Below are 21,985 nucleotides of genomic sequence, written 5' to 3'. Positions count from 1 at the left end.
ATGGTGTCAGGACTTACGCAATGACCGAAAAAATGGGTCTCAAGCCTCGCCCTTCTAGGGCGACTTTTTATTGCGGGTTGATTTTTTTTAAATGAAGATGCTACCATATTGTTAGTTTAAAAGTCAAGTTATGAAAGCTAGATTTAAGTACCGTATATATCCAACCCCGGGACAAAAATACCGAGAGCGCCAAGCTATTCGGCTGTGTCCGTGTGGTTTGGAATGATAGTCTAGCTTTCTGCCAACAGAGGTATAAATCAGGAGAAAAGAAATCTGACTTATCAGAACTACAAAAGCTTTTTATTACTCAAGCTAAAAAGACTGAAGAAAGAGAATGGTTGTCAGAGGTTTCTAACATACCATTGCAGCAATCTTTAAATGATTTAAACCGTAGGGGCGAACGGCCGAAAGCTTGCGCATAACTATCGTTAACGCCCCTACATAGATATTTCTTGAGTTTTGTAGTAGAAATACAACCATAAGTATTACCTAAAACTGATAATTCAGTAGGTATAGATTTAGGTATTAAAACTTTTGCTACATTTAGCGATGGTACAAAGGTTGATGCTCCTAAGCCTCTGAAGAAACGAATTAAGAAATTAAGAAAGTTAAGTAAGTCATTATCTCATAAAACTAAAGGCTCTAAAAGGTATGAAAAAGCAAGGGTTAGAGTAGCTAAATTCCATGCCAAGCTGAAAGATACCCTTGACAGATTTTCTACATAAATTATCTACTGAAATAATTCGTGCCTTAATTCAGCAATTTTTTATTATTAGACATCTCCACAAAAGAGGGAACAGGGAACAGGGAACAGGGAAGCCACCCCTAAACCCTCCGGTGGAGGGGAGTAATTGATAATTTATGGGTAAGAATTGATTTTTGGAGATATTTATTGAAGATTTCTAATAATCAGTCTAGTAAACCTTTTTCCCGCGCACGGATTTGTGTTAAAGCTCGAATGTTTTTTCCAGGTTCAGGATAAATTCCCAATACATCCTGAATTTTTGACCAGTAGTGACGAATCATACGTTCTGACTTATACATTGATTGAGCAATAGCTTTATCTTGCAAACCTTCTTCAAAAGCAAGTCGCAACACTTCCAACCACTCGGGTTTGACTTCCAAATCAGTTTGTAAATCCTTAGTATGAGTAAGTCCTTGCATTGACCATTCCATCCGAGTTAAAAAAGTTTCTACAGTTTCACTTTTATCAGCAATTGTAAACCCTCCTTGATGGGCATCAATTTCAGGTATGAGGCGAACTAATGCTTTGATGCTACTACTTTGTACCATTAAGTTAAGTTGCGGATAATCTTCCATTAATTGCTTGAGTAACCCCAATCCATGCTCTATTTGGGCGGTTGTTCCCGATTCCTGGGGAATAGACAAATCGGCGATCGCTAAATCGGGAGAATGTAGAGCAACTTCTGTAAGAGCTTCTTGCGCGGTTTGAGCTGAGAATATTTGGGCATCCCCAAAGCGATCGCTTACCAAACTAATGGTTCCATTTAATAGTAAGCGATGGTCATCAATAATGAGAATTTTTGGTTGTTGAATATTCATTTTGAGTAAAAATCAATTACACCGTTTAATGAACTACCCCGCCGTGTAGACGGACGGGGTTTCTAAGTCCCCGTCAACAAAGTCCGCACTTTGAGATTTTGTTAGCGAAGCTTTGCGCCAGCAATCGCTTCATTTGCCCCAGTTGCCTCATCGAGCCAGTATGCTTACGGGTCGAATCAGTAGAGCTAGAGCATCGACGATTAACGAGGCCAGTTCCTAACCCCGGTTGCCTATCTGCAGCAACATTCCACATCACCATGACCGAGCCTTGGTCTCTTGGTATCTCAAAACCACAATCATCACAAACATGGTAACGATTACTCAATTGCGCCCATTCCTTATGAACAGTTCCACAGCTAGGGCAACGTTGAGATGGCTTGACTTTTTTGGTATCTATGGTTATGTGCAAACCACCTTTCGCTAGGATTTTATATAGTGCCATTTGATTTAACGCTCCGAAACCCACATCTAACAAGGCACGGTTTAAACCTGCTTTCTGTTTTTTGCGTTTACCTTTTTTGGCCTTGCGAGTCATACCTCTAACATTTAATTTTTCGGTCACAACGATGTCATAACAACTAGCAATTTCTGTTGTGACTTTGTGCTGCCAATCTTGTCTTACGGCTGACTGTTTGGCCTTGAGTTTAGAGATTTTTCTCTTCGCTTTTTTCCATCTACTTGATGCTTTTTGCTTACCTTTAATTGGTCGCTGCTTTCTTTTGAGTTGACGTGAAGCTTGCTGAATTTTTGGAGCAAACTCTCTGTCAAATCTAGGATTACTGATTGAGTCGAACCCATACCCGTCATAGCAGGTCAATGCTGTTTCACATCCTAAATCAAAAGCCACCATTGATTCATAATCCAGTGGAGACTTACTACCAAACAATGGTTCAGGTTCCGAGGTCTTGATACTAAATGAAGCATACCACTCATCTTTATGAGGACGATAAACAATCGTACAAGTAGTAGGTTTCCCCCAATACTTAAACCTACCCCGCATCCTGAGTCTCATACCCAAGTCATTAAGTGTCACCCATCCACAGTTGACTGTATATTTTTGGCTACATTCAATCTGCACTTTAAAACCTTGCCTACCATCTGGGTAAGTCCAACCGGAGTAATTTCTAATTGACTTAAACTTTGGACGTTTCCTAATCCCTTTGAAAAAAGCGTTGTAAGCATTATCAACTCGTTTTACGGTTGCTTGCAATGAACTCAGATTAAGCTGTTGATAATCAGACCACTGCTGCCTAAAACCTGGTAATGCGTTTTGCTGAGTAAAATAGTCTACACTTGAGCGGTTTTTTCTCCACTCAAAACGTCTATGAGCGACACAAGCGTTATACAAAAGTTGGTGTAGCTTTCTGGCTAAAAATAGTTTTTCTTTCTGTACTTTTGTCGGGTACAGTCGAAAAGTCAATCTTCTATTTGCCATAATGACTATCACCTCCTTTAATCTTTGATCCCCTAAAATTATATTAACATATTAGCATGGGGAAAGTCAGCTCTTAAGTAGAAATTATGGAGAAACAATTTAATAAAGGTGCTCATGTAGTTTATGATATTCACTTGCATATATGTTTCGTGACCAAATACAGGAAAAAAGTTTTGACCAAAAATATGATTTGAGACATGAAAGAAATTATAGATGCATGTTTTAACTGCTAGACGTTGCCAACGCCGAAGAGTTTGAGGGTGAACCTGACCATGTGCATATATTAATTCAGTTACACCCAGACAATAATATTTCTCAGCTAATATCATCTCTAAAGTCTGCTACCAGCAGAATTATTAGACGAAAATATGCCCAACAAATCAACCAATTTTACTGGGGAAAAGCGCTGGTTATGGCATGACTCAAAATGTATAGTTTCCTGTGGTGGCGCACCCTTGGAAATAGTCAAAAAATACATAAAAAATCAGTCGGGAGGTAGACAAACATCGGAGCAACATTTATTTATGTAAGGGGGTGCTTTCCGCCCCACCCTGTGGAGGAGTAGGGAAACCAGCACCCCCTTACCAACCCCCTTATGGTTGTAGCCCATCATAGCCTACACCAGCCTGTTTAGCCATAATGAGAGTTGTTACCTGTTCACTATTCCCTATTTCCTATTCCCTGTTCTCTGCTATAAAAGATAAAGGATTACTTTTATTAAAAGCAAAATCCAGAATGCCGCGATCGCAATGTTTGTACAGCAAATTCCCCTGACTATCAAACAGAAAAGTTGCACCTCTTTGAGTCAAATAAGCAGAATTAGGCACATAAGTTGACCAATGACTCAGAACTTCCGTCATATTTCTTAACCTCAGTGTCGCTAGTTCAAAAGGACGTTGAAAACCTGTTCCACCTGCTAGCTTAAAAAATGAACCCTTTAGAGGTGGTAAAGGTTTAGCATGGATAACTTCATCATCACCAATCAATTGAGGTGCTTTTTTATCCCCTAGATAACCTCTAAACACCTCCCCTAAAGTACCAGGACTACCAATACCTGCACACATCAACATTAAATTGACCCAAGCACTTTGACCTGTAGTTAATAAAGGGAATTTAGAAATTAATCCCTGATATAGCTCTAATTCTTGATGTAATTGAGCATCTGGGTCAACAAACAGACATTCCGTAGGAAACCCAGTATATCCACAAAATTTCAAACCAGAAGCGCGATCGCCAATCCCAACGGCCCTTATTGTCACCCCTTGAGCTTGCAACTTAGCAGACTCTCGTTGTAACCACCAAGCATATTCTAGATTATCAAAATCGCCCAATTGTGACCAAATTAACACTAAAAGACGATTAACATTCTCACAACCACTGAGGATAGGTGAAATTTCGCCATCACTAATTCTTAGGCGTTGACTTTGCTTTAGGATCTGGTAAGTATTCATAAGACAAATAATAAAAAATCAAATCAATTATCGCACATAAATTATCAATTATAGCGCTGTGCGCAGCTCATCTGGCAATAGGCAACAGGCAACAGGCAACAGGCAACAGGGGGAATAAAAAAATCGTTTGCGCAGCATCTCCATTGGAATAATATAAGACTTTTAGCTATTGGACAGTTCTTGTAATTTGTACATAAGCCAGCGCACATTGCTATATTTTCCCCTATTATTCTGTAGACGTTGCATGCAACGTCCCTACTTCCTCTTTTGCTCAAAAATAATATAAAATAAATATACAGACTAATATCTTGCTTACCAAAAAAAGATAATAACCATGAGTATCAAAGATAATGCACAAGGACCTCGCAATATTAGAATTGGCAATATCTTATTATTGCTGGCAGGTATATTCCTCTTGATAAACCTAGTATTTCCTAATTTATTCGGTCCTCAAATTCCTCGCGTTCCTTACAGCTTATTCATCGACCAAGTAGAAGACGGCAAAGTAGCAAGAGCTTCTGTAGGTCAAGAACAAATTCGTTACCAACTCAAAGGAACACAAGAACAACCAGGACAGGTATTTTCAACTACTCCCATATTCGACCTAGAATTACCAAAACGTCTAGAACAAAAAGGAGTAGAATTTGCTGCTCCGCCTCCTTCTAATAACTTTTTTGGCAATATCCTGGGTTGGGTAATTCCCCCACTAATTTTTGTTGCTATCTGGCAATTTTTTATCGGTCGTCGTGCAGGTGGTATGGGCGGTCCCCAAGGAGCACTTTCGATTACAAAAAGTAAGGCAAAAGTTTACGTCGAAGGCGAATCGACCAAAGTAACTTTTAACAATGTGGCGGGAGTTGAAGAAGCAAAAACAGAATTAGCAGAAGTTGTCGAATTTCTCAAGTCTCCCGAACGTTTTACCGCTATCGGCGCACGCATTCCCAAAGGTGTATTATTAGTCGGACCTCCAGGAACAGGAAAAACTCTATTAGCAAAGGCAGTTGCAGGAGAAGCAGGAGTAGCATTTTTTAGCATCTCCGGTTCCGAATTTGTCGAATTATTTGTGGGTGCAGGTGCAGCGCGGGTGCGAGACTTATTTGAACAAGCAAAGCAAAAAGCACCTTGTATTATTTTCATTGACGAACTTGATGCTATTGGAAAATCTCGTGCCAGTGGTGGTTTTTACGGCGGTAACGACGAACGGGAACAAACTCTCAACCAGTTATTAACTGAAATGGATGGCTTTGCTGCTACTGAGTCAACAGTGATCGTTTTAGCTGCTACTAACCGCCCCGAAACTTTAGACCCCGCTTTGCTGCGACCAGGAAGATTTGACCGTCAGGTTTTGGTAGACCGTCCAGATTTACCCGGTCGTCTAAAGATATTAGAAATTTACGCTGCTAAAGTTAAGTTAGCAGATAATTTAGATTTAAAGGCGATCGCTACTCGTACTCCTGGTTTTGTCGGTGCGGACTTAGCTAACTTGGTTAATGAAGCAGCATTATTAGCAGCGCGTAACAGAAGAGAAAAGGTTTCTCAGGAAGATTTTGCTGAAGCGATCGAACGCATTGTGGCAGGTTTGGAAAAGAAAAGTCGTCTTCTCAGTGATAAAGAGAAAAAGATTGTTGCTTACCATGAAGTGGGTCACGCTTTAGTTGGTGCATTGATGCCTGGTAGTGGTAGGGTAGAGAAAATTTCTATTGTTCCTCGAGGAATGGCTGCTTTGGGTTATACTTTGCAACTACCTACTGAGGATAAATTTTTAAGAGATGAGGCGGAACTTCGCGGACAAATTGCAATTTTATTGGGGGGTCGTTCGGCGGAAGAAATTGTCTTTGGTAGCATTACTACTGGTGCTGCTAATGACTTGCAGCGAGCGACTGACCTAGCAGAACAAATGGTGACAACTTATGGTATGAGTAAAATATTGGGTCCTTTAGCTTATGAGAAGGGTCAACAGAATAATTTTCTCGGTCAAGGTGGAATGAACCCGCGTCGCATGGTGAGTGATGAGACTGCTAAAGCTATTGATGATGAGGTGAAAGAAATTGTGGAAACTGCACATCAACAAGCGTTAGATATTCTTAATCATAATCGAGATTTGTTGGAAACAATTTCTCAACAGCTTTTGGATATAGAGGTAATTGAGGGAGGAAAATTACAAGAGTTATTACAGCAAGTTCAAGCTGTGGAAGTAGGGAAGTAGGGAAGTAGGGGAGTGGGGGAGTGAGGGAGTGAGGGAGTGCTTACAAGGGTAAGTTTTTAAGATTTGACACGGAGACGCGGTGACATCATGTCCGAAGGCAATCGTTTGTGTAAAAGTTGGCGTGGATATTTGCAGGAAATTTAAGTTTTTTTCTTGCCTGTTGCCAGATGAGTTGTTGCCTGTTGCCTATTTACTATACAAGACCGATGCTACCGGACATTTAAGTTTTTTTCTTGCTCAATTGCCTTCCTGTTTGTTGCCTTTCGGAGCTGTTGCCTTTCGGAGCTGTTGCCTACCTTTGCTATACAATACCGATGCTACCGGACATGATATAATTTCTGGTTTAGTCTCATTTGTTAGCTCTTGTACCATACTTTGATTATGAGTTTTTGGCTTGTAATATCATGTTCGGACGGGTCAGTTATAAATAAAATTTCAGAACTGACAGTACCAAATAAATACTTAAATTATCTTGAAATACTTAAATTATCTTGATTTTTCTCCTTTCTTCCCTCCTGACTCCTGACTCGGTCCTCCTGAGGACTCGCTAAGTTATTTATAAGTATTCAACCGAACATGATATAAAATATTATCTGAAATCTCAAAAGAATCCTAGGAATAATTTCTCTGCTGAAAAGACTTTACCTAGAAATGTCGATTTGAAAAAAACAGAGTTTGACTATAACTAAATAATATATAGCCTATGACTACTGACTACTTGAAACAGCTTAAGTATTTGTAGCAAAAATTTTAGTATTTCATATTAGACCAAGTTTGGTTGGCAAAAAAGATTTTTAATTGTTATCTGTTCCCTGTTATCTTAATTAATTAGCAAAAACTCTATATTTTATATTATAATAAAGTATTAGTCTCAATTGAATAAGGAAAAAGGAAAAAATGGATGGGGATACTGAAAAGTTGTCGCTCCACTCGATCAAATTCCAACAAACTTGCAGACACCACTTATGAGGTGTAGGGTATTAAACCCATAAAGAAAAAGATAAACGTTCAATTTTTGACGATTTGAATATACACATGACTTACCCATGAGGTACGAAAAACTAGGATTTGAGATGGCTTTCCGTTCCGGACTGCTGCCCAAACCCTACCGGTCGCAATGAGGAAAATAAGTTGCAGGTGCGTAAGTCCTGATACAGTTTACAATTATATACCAATAAATATGAGTCTTAAAAAGAAACCAAAAAATCCTAATAAGCGTCAGATAGGCACTGCATTATTAATTTTGGCAGGTCTGTTATTAGTATTAGCAGTATACACTGCTAGGCCACGTCGTAAACCTCCTCGTGTTCCTTACAGTGTCTTTATTCAACAAGTAGAAAACGGACAGGTAGTGGGAGTTCAAGTAGATGAAGAAAAAATTTTATATCGTCTCAAAGGAGAAGAAAATAAACCCGGACCTTTACTTGTCACTACTCCAATAAATGACTCTCAACTACTTCAGCGTTTAGAAGATAATAAAGTTTTATTTCAAGCTGCACCACCTCAAAGTCGCTGGGTTGCTATTCTCTTAAACTGGGTAATTCCACCTATTATATTAGTATTAGCATTTCAGTTTTTTATGAATCGCGGTTCTCAAGGCGCTCTGTCAATGAGTAAGAATAAAGCTAAGGTTTATGTCGAAGGAGAATCAGATAAAATTACCTTTGCTGATATTGCTGGAGTGGAAGAAGCAAAGACAGAATTAACAGAAATTGTAGACTTCTTAAAATCACCTCAACGGTTCACTGAAATTGGAGCTAGAATTCCTAAAGGTTTATTATTAGTCGGACCTCCAGGAACAGGAAAAACTTTATTAGCAAAAGCAGTGGCAGGAGAAGCAGGAGTACCTTTTTTTAGTATATCTGGTTCGGAATTTGTAGAGCTATTTGTTGGTACTGGTGCTGCTAGAGTTCGTGACTTATTTAAAGAGGCAAAAAAGAAGGCACCTTGTATTATTTTTATTGATGAAATAGATGCAATTGGTAAGTCAAGAACCAGTGGAAATTTCCACAGTGGCGGTAATGATGAACGAGAACAAACTCTCAATCAATTGTTAACTGAAATGGATGGTTTTGGTGCTGGAGATTTGACAGTTATTATCTTGGCTGCTACTAACCGTCCAGAGGCTTTAGATGCTGCTTTATTACGTCCGGGAAGGTTTGATAGACAAGTATTAGTAGACCGCCCTGACTTATCTGGTCGTGAAGCAATTTTAAATATTTATGGCAAAAAAGTTAAGTTAGGAGAAGATGTAGATTTACATAAAATAGCAGTGAGAACTTCTGGTTTTGGTGGTGCAGATTTAGCTAATCTTGTTAATGAAGCTGCTTTATTAGCTGCTAGAAATCAAAGGCAAACTGTGGCACAAAAAGACTTTGCTGAAGCTATTGAAAGAGTAATTGCTGGTTTAGAAAAAAGAAGTAGGGTTTTGAGCGATCGCGAAAAGAAAATAGTGGCTTATCACGAAGTTGGTCATGCTTTAGTTGGTGCTATAATGCCTGGTAGTGGCAAGGTGGAAAAAATCTCAATTGTACCAAGAGGAATGGCAGCATTAGGTTATACTTTGCAACTTCCCACTGAGGATAGATTTTTAAGAGATGAACAAGAAATTAGAGGGCAAATTGCTACTTTTTTAGGAGGACGTGCAGCGGAGGAAATTATATTTGGAAATGTTACTACTGGAGCTTCTGGAGATTTACAAAAAGCTACTGATTTGGCAGAACAAATAGTAACAACTTATGGCATGAGTAAAGTATTAGGACCTTTAGCTTATGAACGGAGTGGCAAAGGAGGATTTTTGGCGAATGGTGGGATGAATTCCCGTCGTTTATTGAGTGAAAAAACTGCTGAAGCAATTGATAATGAAGTGAAGGAAATTGTAGAGAAAGCTCATCAACAAGCTTTAGATATTTTGAATCATAATCGAGATTTGTTGGAAAATATTTCTCATAAAATTTTAGCACAAGAAGTGATAGAAGGTGATCAGTTATATAAGTTATTAGATCGGGCGCGATCGCCTTGGGAAAAGTAGCTTCATTTGAGCTAAGTAAAATTCTTAATGACAGGAATATTAAAGAGGAGATAGAAGCTTGGTTTTTGATAAACTGGGCTTTTATACTCATGTTATTTAGTTTCGCAACACTACCAGAAGGAAAAAAGAATAAACTATTTCAGATATCTCGATATTGTAAAACAACTGTTCATACAGCGGTTTTCATTTCAGTAGACCACAGTAGGGACGTTGCATGCAACATCCCTACAGGGTTTTGGTTATAGCGATGTGGTTCATCAATTTGAAAAGCGGTGTAAATATCTGGATAGTCCTAAAATAGTACACATATCAGAACTATTCTCTACTACTTATGTAGATAAATTGTCTAGATTTTGAATATATCTGTACAGTTAATTTATTTTTTTTCCAGAAATCATCATAGTCTAAAAAATTACAGGACTTACGCAAATTGACTGTTAAACCACCATCTGTAGCGGCGTTAACGATAGTTATGCGAAGCAAATGATATTTGCTAACCCAAAGCTACGCTAACGCTATCGCTATATGTAGAGTCTCTGCGTAAGTCCTGAAAGTAATTAATTCGCCATTAGCAGTATCTATTCCTGCGTTTTGACATCCTCCCCGGCCTAAAGGCACGGGGATTCCTACTGAGCCGTAGCTCCTCGGCGGGTTGACGCTTCACAGGGTGCTGCTTCCTTGTCGGTAGTCTAACGCTTCCCTCCACGTCCGCGCACGAGTTTCCGAGTGCCCCCCGGCAACTAATAACACTGTACCACATATTCAATTCACTTGCACATAAAATAAAAAGTCGCCCTACAAGGGCGAGGCTTTAAACCCAATTTTTCGGTAAGAAGCACCGCTAACTTGAGCTAAAATATATTTGATATCTTTATAAGATTGAGCAATAGATGTTGATCGCTCGACCGATAGCCAACTATGATTAACTCATAGTTAGAGTAAGTTTGTTCTTTTACCGAATAATTAATAATTACAGGACTTACGCAAATTGACTGTTAAAGCAGCATTTGTAGGGGCGAATGGTATTCGCCCTCCCTATATGTAGAGTCTGTGCGTAATATCATGTCCGAAGGCAATCGTTTGTGTAAAAGTTGGCGTGGATATTTGCAGGAAATTTAAGTTTTTTTCTTGCCTTCCGGAGCTGTTGCCTTCCGGAGTGTTGCCTATTTACTATACAAGACCGATGCTACCGGACATGATATAAGTCCTGAATTAATAATTAATAATTAAATAATTCTGGTTTAAACCCTCCCCTTTTAAGGGAAAAAGCGATCGGGATGGCGTTAGCGGAGCGGCTCTGTCAAGAGCGGGTCTCCTCGCTGTCCGACCATCGACCAAGAGAAAAGAAATAGTATTTCCTTATATTCAATTCCGTAACGGTTTTAACCAGAGGTAATTATCAATTATCCATTATCCATTAATGAAACTATCAACTGTTGATAAACTAATCCATAAGTCAGATTCACGCTTTCGACTAATGCCTTTTAAACTACTGTGCTCAACATGAGCGTGTAGAAACATACGCGTTTGTTCAGGTTGAATTTTTCTACGATAGTACAGCGTGTCAAAAGTATAAGTGTTTGTGCAGCATTCCGCAGGAAAAGTTTCTCGGCATTCAGGACAATAATATCGTGGACTTCCAATACTTGTCTTTCCATGATATCTGAGTTTGATGATGGCCGCACACAGGACATTCCATGATGATTCAGGACTTACGCAGTACAGCTATATATAGCGTATAACTTCGTCATTACTCTAGATACAATCACTATAATTAGTGCTGTTGCGTAAGTCGTGATGATTGAAAGTATTTAGGAACAATAATTATCTGATCATTCCCACACTTTCTTGATGCACTACCAAATGATTTGATCAAATTGGTATCATAAACATTCACTCATTCCTGTTTCTAATAATTTCAACAAAGTATCAACATCCTGACCCAGTTGTTCAAAACAGTCTGGTGGAGATATTTCTGGTTGAAAATAAACTAATTTAATTTGACCATCACCAATAGCAATCATTAATACTTCTAATTCTGGTTTATAACCATCTATTAAACCCAATATTTCCTGAATTTTACCATCAACATTGCGATTTAATCTTTCTATAGCTGCTTTTGAACAATATACGAATTTTGGTGTTTCTTTTAAATCAATTCCAATTGTCTCATCAGTTTTTCCCTTTTCCAAATGTAGACCCCATGCTAAAGCAGCTAATTCTTTTTGATTAGCTCTAACAAATTTATTTAATTGATGTTGCCAATTATTTTTACTATCATTAGGTGGGTTGGTATTGAATATTGTCATAGTCTAAATGTAAAGTTAAAAATTTTTGTTAAGGCAAATATGGGCTACGAGTAGTAACAAAACTATTTTATATGATCGGACTAGAATTTTTACGCTCATTAAGTTATAAAAATCAATTTTTTCAGATAAATACCTCAGTCTCTTCATCAAAGCTAAGGCAGCAATAATATTTTCATAGATGATCCGATACTAATTTTTATTTAGTATATATTTTCATTATAATTATATGAAATATAAAAAATTGTGCTACTTACCGAATAATTAAGGTTTAAAGCCTCTCCTTTCAAGGAGAAACAAAAAAAAATTTTCCCTACCGCGTCAATCCTCTTCCTTTTAGGGCTATGCTTTATAAACATCTTTCTTAACATAAAACTTGACAAAACAGAGAAATTATATGTAAGTCTTCAAAAGGCTTTTTCCTGAGAAAAAATGTATTTAAAAGCACATTTATTTGGATAAGTTAAGTAGTTTTGCCAAGCTTTATTTACCAAAAAATTAAGGTATAAAGCCTCTCCATTCATGGAGAAAAAAGCGGTCGTTTGCGTTTGCGATAGCATTCCGTAAGGAAAGCATTCCGTAGGATGGGATGGCGAGGTCTCCTCGCTGTCCGACCATCGACCAAGAGAGGAAAAAAATTCCTTTTAACCCAATCCTCTTCTTTTCAAGGAGAGGTAATACCATTTCTCAAAAAGAATGCTATATATGATTGGGTGGGGAAGTGTGGGAAGTGTGGGAGGTGTGGGGAGAGGTAGGGACGTTGCATAAGGGCGTCCGTACGAAAAATCTATACTAACCGACTAATAATTGTCAAAAACAGACTTTTAATCTTAGTAACTATTGAGGTGTTGAAGTATAGCTGAAGTATAGCATTACTTTTGGTAATTGGTATAATTCTAAATTCGCGCATTCTAAATTCGCGCATTCTTGAATATTTCTCCCTTCTCCCCTGCTCCCTTCTCCCCTTCTACCCACAAGGTTTTCAGGAGTTCCTTGTCAGGGATAGCTTTTAGGGAGAGGTAATTATCAATTATTCATTATCAATTATTGAAGAACCTCTCTATTTCCCTATCAATCTTTGGTAGTAAACATTAACGTATTTCATATTAGCTGCGCTATAGGTTATCGCCCGACAAGAAGAAACAAGAAAAATTTTTCTTCTTAGTAAATCCTCTTTTTTTTAATGGAGAAGTAATTGTTAATTATTAATTGTTGAACTTAAACCAGATTGTACCCGCCACAAACTAGCATAAATTCCCTCTCTTTCTAATAACTCTTCATGGCGACCAAACTCAACTATTTTTCCATATTCCATAACATAAATACAATCGGCATTTCTGATAGTAGAAAGACGATGAGCAATAGCAATAGTTGTACGATTTTGAGTAATTTTTTCTAAAGATTTTTGAATAGCTGCTTCAGTTTCATTATCCACTGCTGAAGTTGCCTCATCAAGTATCAAAATAGGAGGATTTTTCAACACAGCTCTAGCAATAGCAATTCGCTGTTTTTGACCCCCTGATAATTTCTGTCCTCTTTCCCCAACAATAGTATCATAACCATGAGGTAACTTCTGAATAAAATCATCCGCTTCAGCAATTTTAGCTGCTGCAATAATTTCTGGTATAGTAGCATCAAAAGAACCATAATTAATATTTTCAGCTACAGTTCCATGAAACAAAAATACATCCTGACTAACTAAACCTATTGCTCGCCGTAAATCTTGTAAATTAATCTGATTTATTTCCATACCATCCAGAGTAATTTTACCTGCTTGTACTTCATAAAACCGCAGTAATAATTTGACTATCGTGCTTTTTCCCGAACCTGTCGAACCGACAATTCCAATAGTTTTCCCCGCAGGAATTTTGAGAGAAATATTTTCCACAACAGGTGAATTGTTTCCATAGGCAAAGGTGACATTTTCTAACTCTAATTCTCCCTTAACTGACTCAACAGGCAAAGCAATATTTCCCGGAGAAATAGTAATCGGAGTATCCAATAAATTCATCACCCGATTAGTAGAAGCCATACTTCGTTGATATAAATCAAGAGTTTGTCCTAAACGAGTTAAAGGCCATAATAATCTTTGAGTTAAAAATACCATGACACTGTAAGTACCTACAGCTAATCTACCAGCAACTACTTCTAACCCACCTAATAATAAAGTTGCGATAAAACCGATAAAAATTATAATTCTAATCAAAGGAACAAAAGCAGCAGAAAAAGCTATCGCTCGTCTATTACTAATTTTATAAGCTTCACTTTCTCGAGAAATTCTTCCTACTTCATAAGCTTCTGCTGTGAAACTTTTGATAGTAGTAATTCCTGAAAGATTATTAGATAATTGTCCGCTTAATAAACTTACCTTTTCTCGCATTTCTGCATAACGAGGCACTAGAAATTTTTGAAACCAAATTGAACCTCCAATAATAAAAGGCATTGGTAAAACTGCCCACCAAGCGACACTAGGAGCTAAAACAAAAAAAGCACCGCCAATAATTATAACTGTTACTACCACTTGAATTATTTCATTTGCTCCTACATCTAAGAATCTTTCTAACTGATTAATATCATCATTTAAAATTGCCATTAAACCGCCCGTGCTACGTTCTTCAAAATAGGCTAATTCTAAATTTTGTAAATGACTATAAGTTTCAATTCGTATATCGTGCTGAATATTCTGAGCCAAATTGCGCCAAAGTCGCTCATAAGCATATTGAAAAATTGATTCTAATCCCCAAACAATTAAACTCAGAAATGTCAAAATAAGAAGCTGTCCAAAAATATCTTGAATTCCCCATTGAGCAATGAGAGAATCTTCTTGTTTCACAACAACATCAACTGCTGCCCCAATTAAAACTGGAGGAGCCAGGTCGAAAATTTTATTTAAAATTGAGCAGATAGTAGCTTGCCAAATTTGAGTACGATAACTACTTCCATAGTTAAGCAAACGTAAAAAAGGATGTTTTGATTTAAATATTTTTTTTAACAAGGTTAAATCCCGATGATTTTGTATAAATAAAAACTCGAATTATTCTAACATAGTTAATATTAAGTATAATGTAAATATTGCCAGTCTAAATTAACGAACTATGAAAAAATTCAAAATAGATAAAAAATATAAAAGTATTATCGCTCTTCCCTTGAGAAAATCCTCAATTCTTAATTTATTCTTAATAATAATCACAGCTATTTTCAATACTAGCTGCATTAATTGGGACTTTAAATTATATAACTCTAGGCAAACTATAGACAAACAAGCTAGTTTTTCCTTGAATAACCGTCCAGACTTTTTTGAAAAAGGACGACTACAGATAGAGCAGGAAATGAAACAGCTCGAAACACAAAAACCCCAATCTGTATTAACAATTGAATCTGGGCAGATAGAATGGCAAAAATTTATTTTTAAAGAAGGCGATTTTAGCATCTGGATGCCTACTGGTGGAATGACAGCTGAGAAAGAAATTATTGAAACTGAGAATGGAAAGATTTATTTTAAAGTATTTGCAAGTCATCCAGAATCAGCAAGATTTGTAGTTGCTTATTCTGACGTTTTAAATAGTAAACAATTGGCTGATAAGCAAGATATATTAGTAAGAGTACAACACAAAATTATTGATGTTACAGATTTTAAATTGAGTAGCGATTATTCCTACAACTCAGAAAGATTTTTAGGGCGAGAATTTGTACTGAAAAATAATGTTGAAACTATCACATTCAGAGTTTACTTAGCAGGAAAAAGGTTGTATATGATTGGAGCAAGTGAAATAGAAACAGAAAACGAAATTCCAGGAGCAGTAGAAAAATTTTTAGATTCATTTAAACTAAATTAAATATGGTGCGGATTTGAATTTTAGTGACGGAGGGATCGATTTACCTACCAACCGATGTAGAATTATCACTATTTACTAGCCATTTAATGTTATATAATTTCCCAGCAAAATCTAATAAAGCTTTATGATTCCAGTAGAACAATTATTTATTGGTGCAGCGGTGCTTCTGCTAGCTGGTATTATTGCCAGTAAAGCGGCGAATAAGTTAGGAGTTCCAGCTCTACTATTATTCCTTTTAGTGGGAATGCTAGCAGGTTCAGAAGGAGTTGGTGGCATTGAATTTGATAATTCAATGCAAGCAAAATTGATAGAAGATTTAGCACTCACTTTAATACTATTTGCTGGAGGAGTTGATACAAATTGGACTAAAATTAGACCTGTTCTCTGGAAAGGTTTAATCCTCTCAACTGTTGGTGTAGGGATTACTACTCTACTTTGAGGCTCATTTGCCTGGTTTGTGCTTGGGTCTTTTACCGACTTCAATATTGGGCTAGAAGGTATTACTTAGTCAGAGGGACTATTGGTAGGAACAATTATCTCCTCAACTGATGCTGCAGCAGTTTTTTCTGTACTCAGAACTAGCAATTTAGGACTTAAGGGAGACCTACAACCATTACTATAACTAGAATCAGGGAGTAATGACCCCAAGATTATACTCGGTTTTGACTCTTTTTCTCGTTTAAGTCCCATTAAGGTGTTTTGTTTTGATAATTTTTAATGAATGAGGTGTAACATAAAAGTTACACCTTGAAATGTGGAATGTGGGCTATAAGTCTTGAAAGTGGCCTACTTAAACAAACTGAATATCGCGGTTAACATCAAAGTTCTGTAACTCATCAAAGTTTGCTAAAGTAGCAATTTGCTGAGAACCAAACGATAAAGCACCATTGGTTTGGTCAAAGGAGAATTCACTTTTATCCGTCGCTCCGAACTCAACTTGGTTAATTTGAATTTTATCAACCAATACAGTAAAGTCCGTAATGATGTCAATTCCAGTTGAGGGGGTGTTAAATATAAAAGTGTCATTCCCCGAACCACCTATTAAGATATCGCTACCATCATCAACAATAACACCTGTTACATTGATATTGTCATCGTAGATCAATCCCCCACCATCAAGGGTATCGTTGCCAGTTCCACCCCTAAGTTCATCGTCACCTTTACCTCCTTGTAAAATGTCGAATCCATCATCTTCGTAGGTAATGTCAGCAAAGGTAGGTGTTGCAGAATTAAAACCACCGTTGAGAAAATCATTTTCCGTACTACCTTGAATCAAATCGTCACCAAATAAGCCAACCAATTCAAAGGAACCAGGTGCACTCCGCCCCACAGCTCGCTGCTCGCCAATAATATGATCTCCTGCAAAAGTTCCAATTTCAAAATTCAGACCAGAATTAAGTGGTTGTACTGTAATGGGTGTTTGATTAAAAGTGCTAATAATTGAGCCAGAATCAGTATTGCTATTTCCCGAACTTGTCAAGAGATTGGTGATTTGGTCGGTAAAATCTGTGTTATTCAGACTTCCATAGTTATTCTCAATGAAGACAAGATTGGAGTTTTCAGTACCTATTTGTGCCTCGATAAAAACACCATTTTGATTGTTTAATATTCCTGATTTGATGGCATAACCAACATTGGCAACACTCGATACTGAAGGTAAGAATATGTTATCTACACCAATTTGGAAATCTTCGATGAGCACTAAATCCCGGTTAGTTTGGGTAATAGTTCCCCAAGCTTCTGTATTGTAGTCAGGATTATTGACAGCATCAATGGCCGCCTGTTTTTGCGCCTCTACTTGCAGCAAATCAAAGGCATAGTTTGATAAGGTTTGTTGCATTGCAATAGCTGTTGATGCCGCGGCTCCAAATATAGGAATAGCACCAGCTAGACCTCCAGCAGCATCCAAAAGAAGATTGTTGGCTAATCTGGCATCTTCAATATCTTGGTCTGGTAGGGTAATGTCGTTGATAAAACTTGCTAGTTTACTGGTATCAAAATCTAAGCCCAAACCAGTTGTACCTTCAATGTCGATAACGAAGTTAGTTGCTGCGGCACTGCCACCAACAATAGAAGTGGAAGTATCGGTATTGTCAGTGCTTTCATGCACTCCTGCAATACCCAAAACCGTACTTCTAACGTCATTAGGGCCCAGGCGCGTGTTACCACCGAAGACTAACTGAGAAATATTAGTCAGGGTATCAGTTCCTTCGTCCCCGTCACTTGTCTCGATATCTGTTACGGTGATACTCGCGTCGTCGTTAATAGTAATATCAAACCCATCAATCTTTCCTTATTATTATTATCATTATCTCTTCGTCCCTTTTCTTGACGGAGGAAATCATCTAATCCATCTCCATTAAAATCTCCAACACTTATATTGGTCAGGTCTCCTTCGACCTCAAAGTTTTCTGGTAAATCAAACTTGGTAAAAGTACCATCGCTATTAGAGAAAAAGATGTTAGCCGTATTATTATTATCATTATCTCTTCGTCCCTTTTCTTGACGGAGGAAATCATCTAACCCATCCCCATTAAAATCTCCAATATATAAATTGGTTACGTCTCCTTCGACCTCAAAGTTTTCTGGTAAGTTGTTAATTGCAGCCATAGTTGATTTCTGTGAAATGGAATTACTTAAGTTCTAGAAAGCGCACGGCAGTAAAGCGAGAAAATTGATAGTTTTTTAATCCTTCAATTTTCGCTTGCCAGTACATATTTCCAACTTACAAGAGGTTATGCAAATTGCTACATTATTTATTCTAGGGAAGGCAGTAAAGCGAGAAAATTGATAGTTTTTTAATCCTTCAATCTTCGCCTGTCAGTACATATTTCCAACTTACAAGAGGTTATGCAAGTTGCTACATGATTTATTCTAGGTAAGACTGTGCAAAACGGGTTTATTGTACGCGCTCGGAATCAACATGACTTCCGAAAGCATTGTCTTATAAAGCTTTCAAGCACCTTCAATTTTCATTTTTTTAATATACTTTATAGGTGAGTTGATGAGATTCTGTTTCTGCTTCTTCTAGAAAGATATATGCGGTATGATTGGATTGATGTTCGCTCCGATAATTGATCAGCTCAACGAGTGTTTAAAATACAGTAACTTTCATTGCAGTCATATTTATTGTACGCGCTCGGAATCAATATAGCTTCCGAAAGTATTGTTTTATAAAGCTTTCAACCACCTTCGATGAGTCCTTATTTGACTGCTCATATTACGCGGTTTGGTGATTATTTTGTTGATTTGGAGCAAGTTCCTGATGCTTTGGATGACAGGGTGATTTTCGATCTTTAATATAGCTCTTCTCCTCTGACAAACATTTCAATAACTTCGGTTCTAGTAATTTGGTTTTTGAGAGCGATTTCTGCTAATAATTCCCAAGCTGTATCTGTTAGTCTCATTGTTGTGAGTCTTTTTACTTCTCCTGAGTAGTCGGGGGCAAATTTTCCGTCTTCGTTGTGGAGTCGCCTTTGAGATTTTTGTTTGATTCCTGAGTATTGATTCATGGGGATGCTAGTGGATTGTTTCATCTTAAATGGTGCGTTAGATGGGGAGTGTGGGGAGGGTGGGAAGTGTGGGGAGGGTGGGGAGAAAAAGACACCTATAAACAAAAATAAGAGTGCACAGTTTTAGCTGAAACAGTCCACTAGGTTAAGTTTTCTTTTCTTAGTATATACATGGTAGATTTAACAAAACTTTACATCGTGTCCTATTTTCTACGTATCTGTCTATACCCCAATTCCCTATTCCCTCTTTTCTGGAGATGTCTAATAGTAAATTTAACTGATTTATCTCACTAAATATTGACAAGCAAAATGAAACAAATATTGCAGTGTATTGTCCTCACAATTGGCATAATATCATGTCCGAAGGCAATCGTTTGTGTAAAAGTTAGCGTGGATATCTACAGGAAATTTAAGTTTTTTTCTTGCCTTCCGGAGCTGTTGCCTTCCGGAGATGTTGGCTATTTACTATACAAGACCGATGCTACCGGACATGATATAACATTACTTTGGTCTTGTACTTCTGCGGAGATTGTCCAACAACCACTAACTCAATCAACTCAGAATAATACTGCTATAGCTGTTAATTCTTCATCTCCCCAAGACACAGAAATTATCCTCACAGAAAATCTAGAACTAGCTACAGGACAGATTATTTATGTTCCTATATATTCTCATGTATATTACGCTAATCAACAACGAATTTATAATTTATCAGCAACTCTAAGTATTTCGGAATACTGACCTAGAAAATGCTATAATTATTACTGCGGTAAAATATTATGATACAGATGGAAAATTGGTTAAACAATATCTGCAAAATCCATTAAAATTAAGTCCTTTAGTTTCACGGGATTTTTACTTAGAACAAAAAGACACAACTGGCGGTTATGGAGCTAACTTTTTAGTAGAATGGGTAGCAGAAAAACAAGTAAATGAACCAATAGTTGAAGCAATAATGCTTGGTACATCAGGAAGCCAAGCTGTGGCATTTTCTAGTTCAGGTAAAGTCATTGAAAATAATATAAAATAACTGATAAATAGTAGATCAATTCCGGGAAAAAAATTATGGCAAATACTATTGCTTTACTTGCTTATGACAGCAAAAAAGACAACTTAGTTGAATTTGTCAAAAAACATCAAGTTGTGCTATCTCGCTATAAATTAGTTGCACCAGAAGACACTGCTCAATATCTTTTACAAGAAGCAGCTATAGAAATAAACTCTGTATTACCAATTTCCTTGGGAGGAGATACTCAAATAGCAGCAGAAATAGCCACAGGAAATATTATTGCTGTTATTTGTTTAGTAGACTACCTATTTTCTCAATCTTATGAACCAGACCTCAAATTATTACTGCGTATTTGTCAGGTACATAATGTTCCCATTGCAATTAATATTGCCACTGCCGAAGCAATTATTAATAGTTTCATTCAAGCTACTGTTGCCCACCTCATATTCAACCCTATATCTGGCCAGGGCAATACTCAACAAGAATTATCATTAATTAAGTCACTTCTCGAACCTCATCTGCATTTACATATACACGAAACCACTATAGAGCAAACAGCAGAAGAATTGACAAAAGTAGCGATCGCTAAACAAGCAGATATCATTATTGCTTCTGGCGGTGATGGCACTGTTTCTGCCGTTGCTGGAGAATTAGTCAATACAGGTATTCCTCTCGGTGTAATTCCTAGAGGTACTGCCAATGCTTTTGCGATGGCTTTAGGAATTCCCGGCATTACACCAATTAGAAGTGCTTGTGATGTCATATTAGCAGGCAAAATTCGTACAATAGATGTTGGTCAGTGCAATGAGCGTACCATGATTTTATTAGCAGGAGTGGGGTATGAAGCAGAAACTGTAGAGAGAGCAGATCGAGAAGCAAAAAATCGTTGGGGAGTGCTTGCCTATATGATGGCAGGTTGGCAACAATTAAACGAACAACAACTTTTTGATGTTGAAATAGAAATTGACGGTGTTACCAAAACTTTTGAAGCAGGAGCAATAACTATTGCCAATGCAGCACCACCAACATCAGTTTTAGCTCAAGGTTTGGGAGAAGTAATTATGAATGATGGTTTATTAGAAGTAATGATTATTACCTCCAATAGTAGACTGCAAGCTGTTAACACTGTAGTTAGAATGTTCGGGTCAGCTATATTTAAAACTCCTGCTCAACATCAAGATACTATTGGTTTGCGAACAAAGCAGGTAAAAGTTAGTACAGAACCACCGCAAAAAGTTGTACTTGACGGTGAAATTATTGGCACTACTCCAGTTGAGATTAAATGTATTCCTGATGGTTTAATTGTGCTTGCTCCGCCAACTAATGAAATTGAAGAAAAATCTGCCTGGAGTTTCTTATCTTTACCAACAAGAATTAGAAATCAGACTCTGCAAAATGATGAGATAATTTAGAAGGAAGAAGGAAGAAGGAAGAAGAAAGAAGGAAAAATCTGGCGTTGTCTAAATTTTATAGCGCTTTTGAGATAGATAGACTACAGTTAGTACGGAAACCCAAAAGCATTTTTATACTCTGTAGGGACGTTGCATGCAACGTCCCTACTCCCTACCCAACGCCGAATTTTGTGCTAGTAAAGAGTACTACGCATATTAGTTAGGACATTTCTCAATCTTGGAAC

Annotated in this window: 20 protein-coding genes and 2 pseudogenes; 11 read left to right on the top strand and 11 right to left on the bottom strand. The window is 37.4% G+C overall.

The window, feature by feature from the left end:
* Window positions 1–130 precede the first annotated feature (130 nt).
* From F6K23_RS04775 to F6K23_RS04765, 3 genes are all read left to right on the top strand, one after another.
* Window positions 131–226 (top strand): helix-turn-helix domain-containing protein, encoded by a 96-nt coding sequence (locus tag F6K23_RS04775; protein ID WP_293151313.1) that lies wholly within the window; start codon window positions 131–133, stop codon window positions 224–226.
* Window positions 213–422: a hypothetical protein gene (locus tag F6K23_RS04770; RefSeq protein ID WP_293151310.1), complete on the top strand. Its 210-nt coding sequence runs from the start codon at window positions 213–215 to the stop codon at window positions 420–422. Before F6K23_RS04775 ends, F6K23_RS04770 begins: the two co-directional genes overlap by 14 nt.
* A 90-nt stretch (window positions 423–512) precedes the next feature.
* On the top strand, window positions 513–725 hold the full coding sequence (locus F6K23_RS04765; RefSeq protein WP_367267627.1) for a transposase: 213 nt from the start codon (window positions 513–515) through the stop codon (window positions 723–725).
* A gap of 184 nt (window positions 726–909) precedes the next feature.
* Here the strand turns inward: F6K23_RS04765 and F6K23_RS04760 are convergent, their stop codons facing one another.
* From F6K23_RS04760 to F6K23_RS04750, 3 genes are all read right to left on the bottom strand, one after another.
* Window positions 910–1,563, bottom strand: a complete 654-nt coding sequence (locus F6K23_RS04760) for a response regulator (protein WP_293151308.1) — start codon at window positions 1,561–1,563, stop codon at window positions 910–912.
* A gap of 73 nt (window positions 1,564–1,636) precedes the next feature.
* Window positions 1,637–2,998 carry a transposase gene (locus F6K23_RS04755; RefSeq protein WP_293151305.1) on the bottom strand — a complete coding sequence of 454 codons (1,362 nt, stop codon included), beginning with the start codon at window positions 2,996–2,998 and terminating at the stop codon, window positions 1,637–1,639.
* Between the two features lie 38 nt (window positions 2,999–3,036).
* Window positions 3,037–3,327 (bottom strand): hypothetical protein, encoded by a 291-nt coding sequence (locus F6K23_RS04750; RefSeq protein WP_293151654.1) that lies wholly within the window; start codon window positions 3,325–3,327, stop codon window positions 3,037–3,039.
* On the opposite strand from F6K23_RS04750, the pseudogene F6K23_RS41465 reads away from it, so the two are divergent.
* Window positions 3,273–3,528: pseudogene (locus tag F6K23_RS41465) on the top strand (transposase). The gene F6K23_RS04750 and the pseudogene F6K23_RS41465 overlap by 55 nt on opposite strands.
* A 144-nt stretch (window positions 3,529–3,672) precedes the next feature.
* Here F6K23_RS41465 and F6K23_RS04735 read toward each other — a convergent pair.
* Window positions 3,673–4,449 (bottom strand): peroxiredoxin-like family protein, encoded by a 777-nt coding sequence (locus F6K23_RS04735; RefSeq protein ID WP_293151296.1) that lies wholly within the window; start codon window positions 4,447–4,449, stop codon window positions 3,673–3,675.
* Window positions 4,450–4,783: 334 nt separating this feature from the next.
* Between F6K23_RS04735 and ftsH4 the strand changes: the two genes are divergently transcribed.
* Window positions 4,784–6,655, top strand: coding sequence for an ATP-dependent zinc metalloprotease FtsH4 (gene ftsH4, locus F6K23_RS04730; protein WP_293151293.1), 1,872 nt, complete (start codon window positions 4,784–4,786; stop codon window positions 6,653–6,655).
* Between the two features lie 237 nt (window positions 6,656–6,892).
* Here the strand turns inward: ftsH4 and F6K23_RS04725 are convergent, their stop codons facing one another.
* Window positions 6,893–7,027: a hypothetical protein gene (locus F6K23_RS04725; protein ID WP_293151290.1), complete on the bottom strand. Its 135-nt coding sequence runs from the start codon at window positions 7,025–7,027 to the stop codon at window positions 6,893–6,895.
* 808 nt (window positions 7,028–7,835) lie between these two features.
* Here F6K23_RS04725 and ftsH point away from each other — a divergent pair.
* Window positions 7,836–9,686, top strand: coding sequence for an ATP-dependent zinc metalloprotease FtsH (gene ftsH / locus F6K23_RS04720; protein ID WP_293151287.1), 1,851 nt, complete (start codon window positions 7,836–7,838; stop codon window positions 9,684–9,686).
* 1,470 nt (window positions 9,687–11,156) lie between these two features.
* Here the strand turns inward: ftsH and F6K23_RS04715 are convergent.
* The 3 genes and pseudogenes from F6K23_RS04715 to F6K23_RS04705 all read right to left on the bottom strand — a co-directional run.
* Window positions 11,157–11,385, bottom strand: a pseudogene (locus F6K23_RS04715) (IS1 family transposase); the annotation flags it as partial.
* Between the two features lie 184 nt (window positions 11,386–11,569).
* The gene (locus F6K23_RS04710) at window positions 11,570–11,995 is read right to left on the bottom strand and encodes a hypothetical protein (RefSeq protein WP_293151284.1); all 426 of its coding nucleotides are present in this window, start codon (window positions 11,993–11,995) and stop codon (window positions 11,570–11,572) included.
* A gap of 1,195 nt (window positions 11,996–13,190) precedes the next feature.
* Entirely contained in the window at window positions 13,191–14,987 is a 1,797-nt protein-coding gene (locus F6K23_RS04705) for an ABC transporter ATP-binding protein (RefSeq protein WP_375340733.1), read from the bottom strand.
* Window positions 14,988–15,087: 100 nt separating this feature from the next.
* Between F6K23_RS04705 and F6K23_RS04700 the strand changes: the two genes are divergently transcribed.
* Both F6K23_RS04700 and F6K23_RS04695 read left to right on the top strand, forming a co-directional pair.
* The gene (locus tag F6K23_RS04700; protein ID WP_293151282.1) at window positions 15,088–15,828 is read left to right on the top strand and encodes a hypothetical protein; all 741 of its coding nucleotides are present in this window, start codon (window positions 15,088–15,090) and stop codon (window positions 15,826–15,828) included.
* A gap of 124 nt (window positions 15,829–15,952) precedes the next feature.
* Window positions 15,953–16,267 carry a cation:proton antiporter gene (locus F6K23_RS04695; RefSeq protein WP_293151279.1) on the top strand — a complete coding sequence of 105 codons (315 nt, stop codon included), beginning with the start codon at window positions 15,953–15,955 and terminating at the stop codon, window positions 16,265–16,267.
* A gap of 351 nt (window positions 16,268–16,618) precedes the next feature.
* Here F6K23_RS04695 and F6K23_RS04690 read toward each other — a convergent pair whose 3' ends face one another.
* The 3 genes from F6K23_RS04690 to F6K23_RS04680 form a co-directional block, all read right to left on the bottom strand.
* Entirely contained in the window at window positions 16,619–17,953 is a 1,335-nt protein-coding gene (locus F6K23_RS04690; protein WP_293151276.1) for a calcium-binding protein, read from the bottom strand.
* Window positions 17,954–18,066: 113 nt separating this feature from the next.
* Window positions 18,067–18,438, bottom strand: coding sequence for a VCBS repeat-containing protein (locus F6K23_RS04685; protein WP_293151274.1), 372 nt, complete (start codon window positions 18,436–18,438; stop codon window positions 18,067–18,069).
* Window positions 18,439–19,124: 686 nt separating this feature from the next.
* Window positions 19,125–19,340, bottom strand: coding sequence for a hypothetical protein (locus F6K23_RS04680; protein ID WP_293151271.1), 216 nt, complete (start codon window positions 19,338–19,340; stop codon window positions 19,125–19,127).
* Window positions 19,341–19,778: 438 nt separating this feature from the next.
* Here F6K23_RS04680 and F6K23_RS04675 point away from each other — a divergent pair, with 438 nt between their 5' ends.
* From F6K23_RS04675 to F6K23_RS04665, 3 genes are read left to right on the top strand one after another with little or no spacing between them, the layout of a single operon-like run.
* On the top strand, window positions 19,779–20,081 hold the full coding sequence (locus F6K23_RS04675; RefSeq protein WP_293151268.1) for a DUF3124 domain-containing protein: 303 nt from the start codon (window positions 19,779–19,781) through the stop codon (window positions 20,079–20,081).
* Window positions 20,082–20,094: 13 nt separating this feature from the next.
* Complete coding sequence (locus F6K23_RS04670) at window positions 20,095–20,370, top strand: DUF3124 domain-containing protein (protein WP_367267626.1); 276 nt, start codon at window positions 20,095–20,097, stop codon at window positions 20,368–20,370.
* A 35-nt stretch (window positions 20,371–20,405) separates the two neighbouring features.
* Entirely contained in the window at window positions 20,406–21,761 is a 1,356-nt protein-coding gene (locus tag F6K23_RS04665; RefSeq protein WP_293151265.1) for a methylglyoxal synthase, read from the top strand.
* The last annotated feature ends 224 nt before the right edge of the window (window positions 21,762–21,985 follow it).

Source organism: Okeania sp. SIO2C9 (assembly GCF_010672455.1).
Classification (GTDB): domain Bacteria; phylum Cyanobacteriota; class Cyanobacteriia; order Cyanobacteriales; family Microcoleaceae; genus Okeania.
Note: the sequence above shows the minus strand (reverse complement) of the source record. Positions and strands in the feature narration are given on the sequence as shown.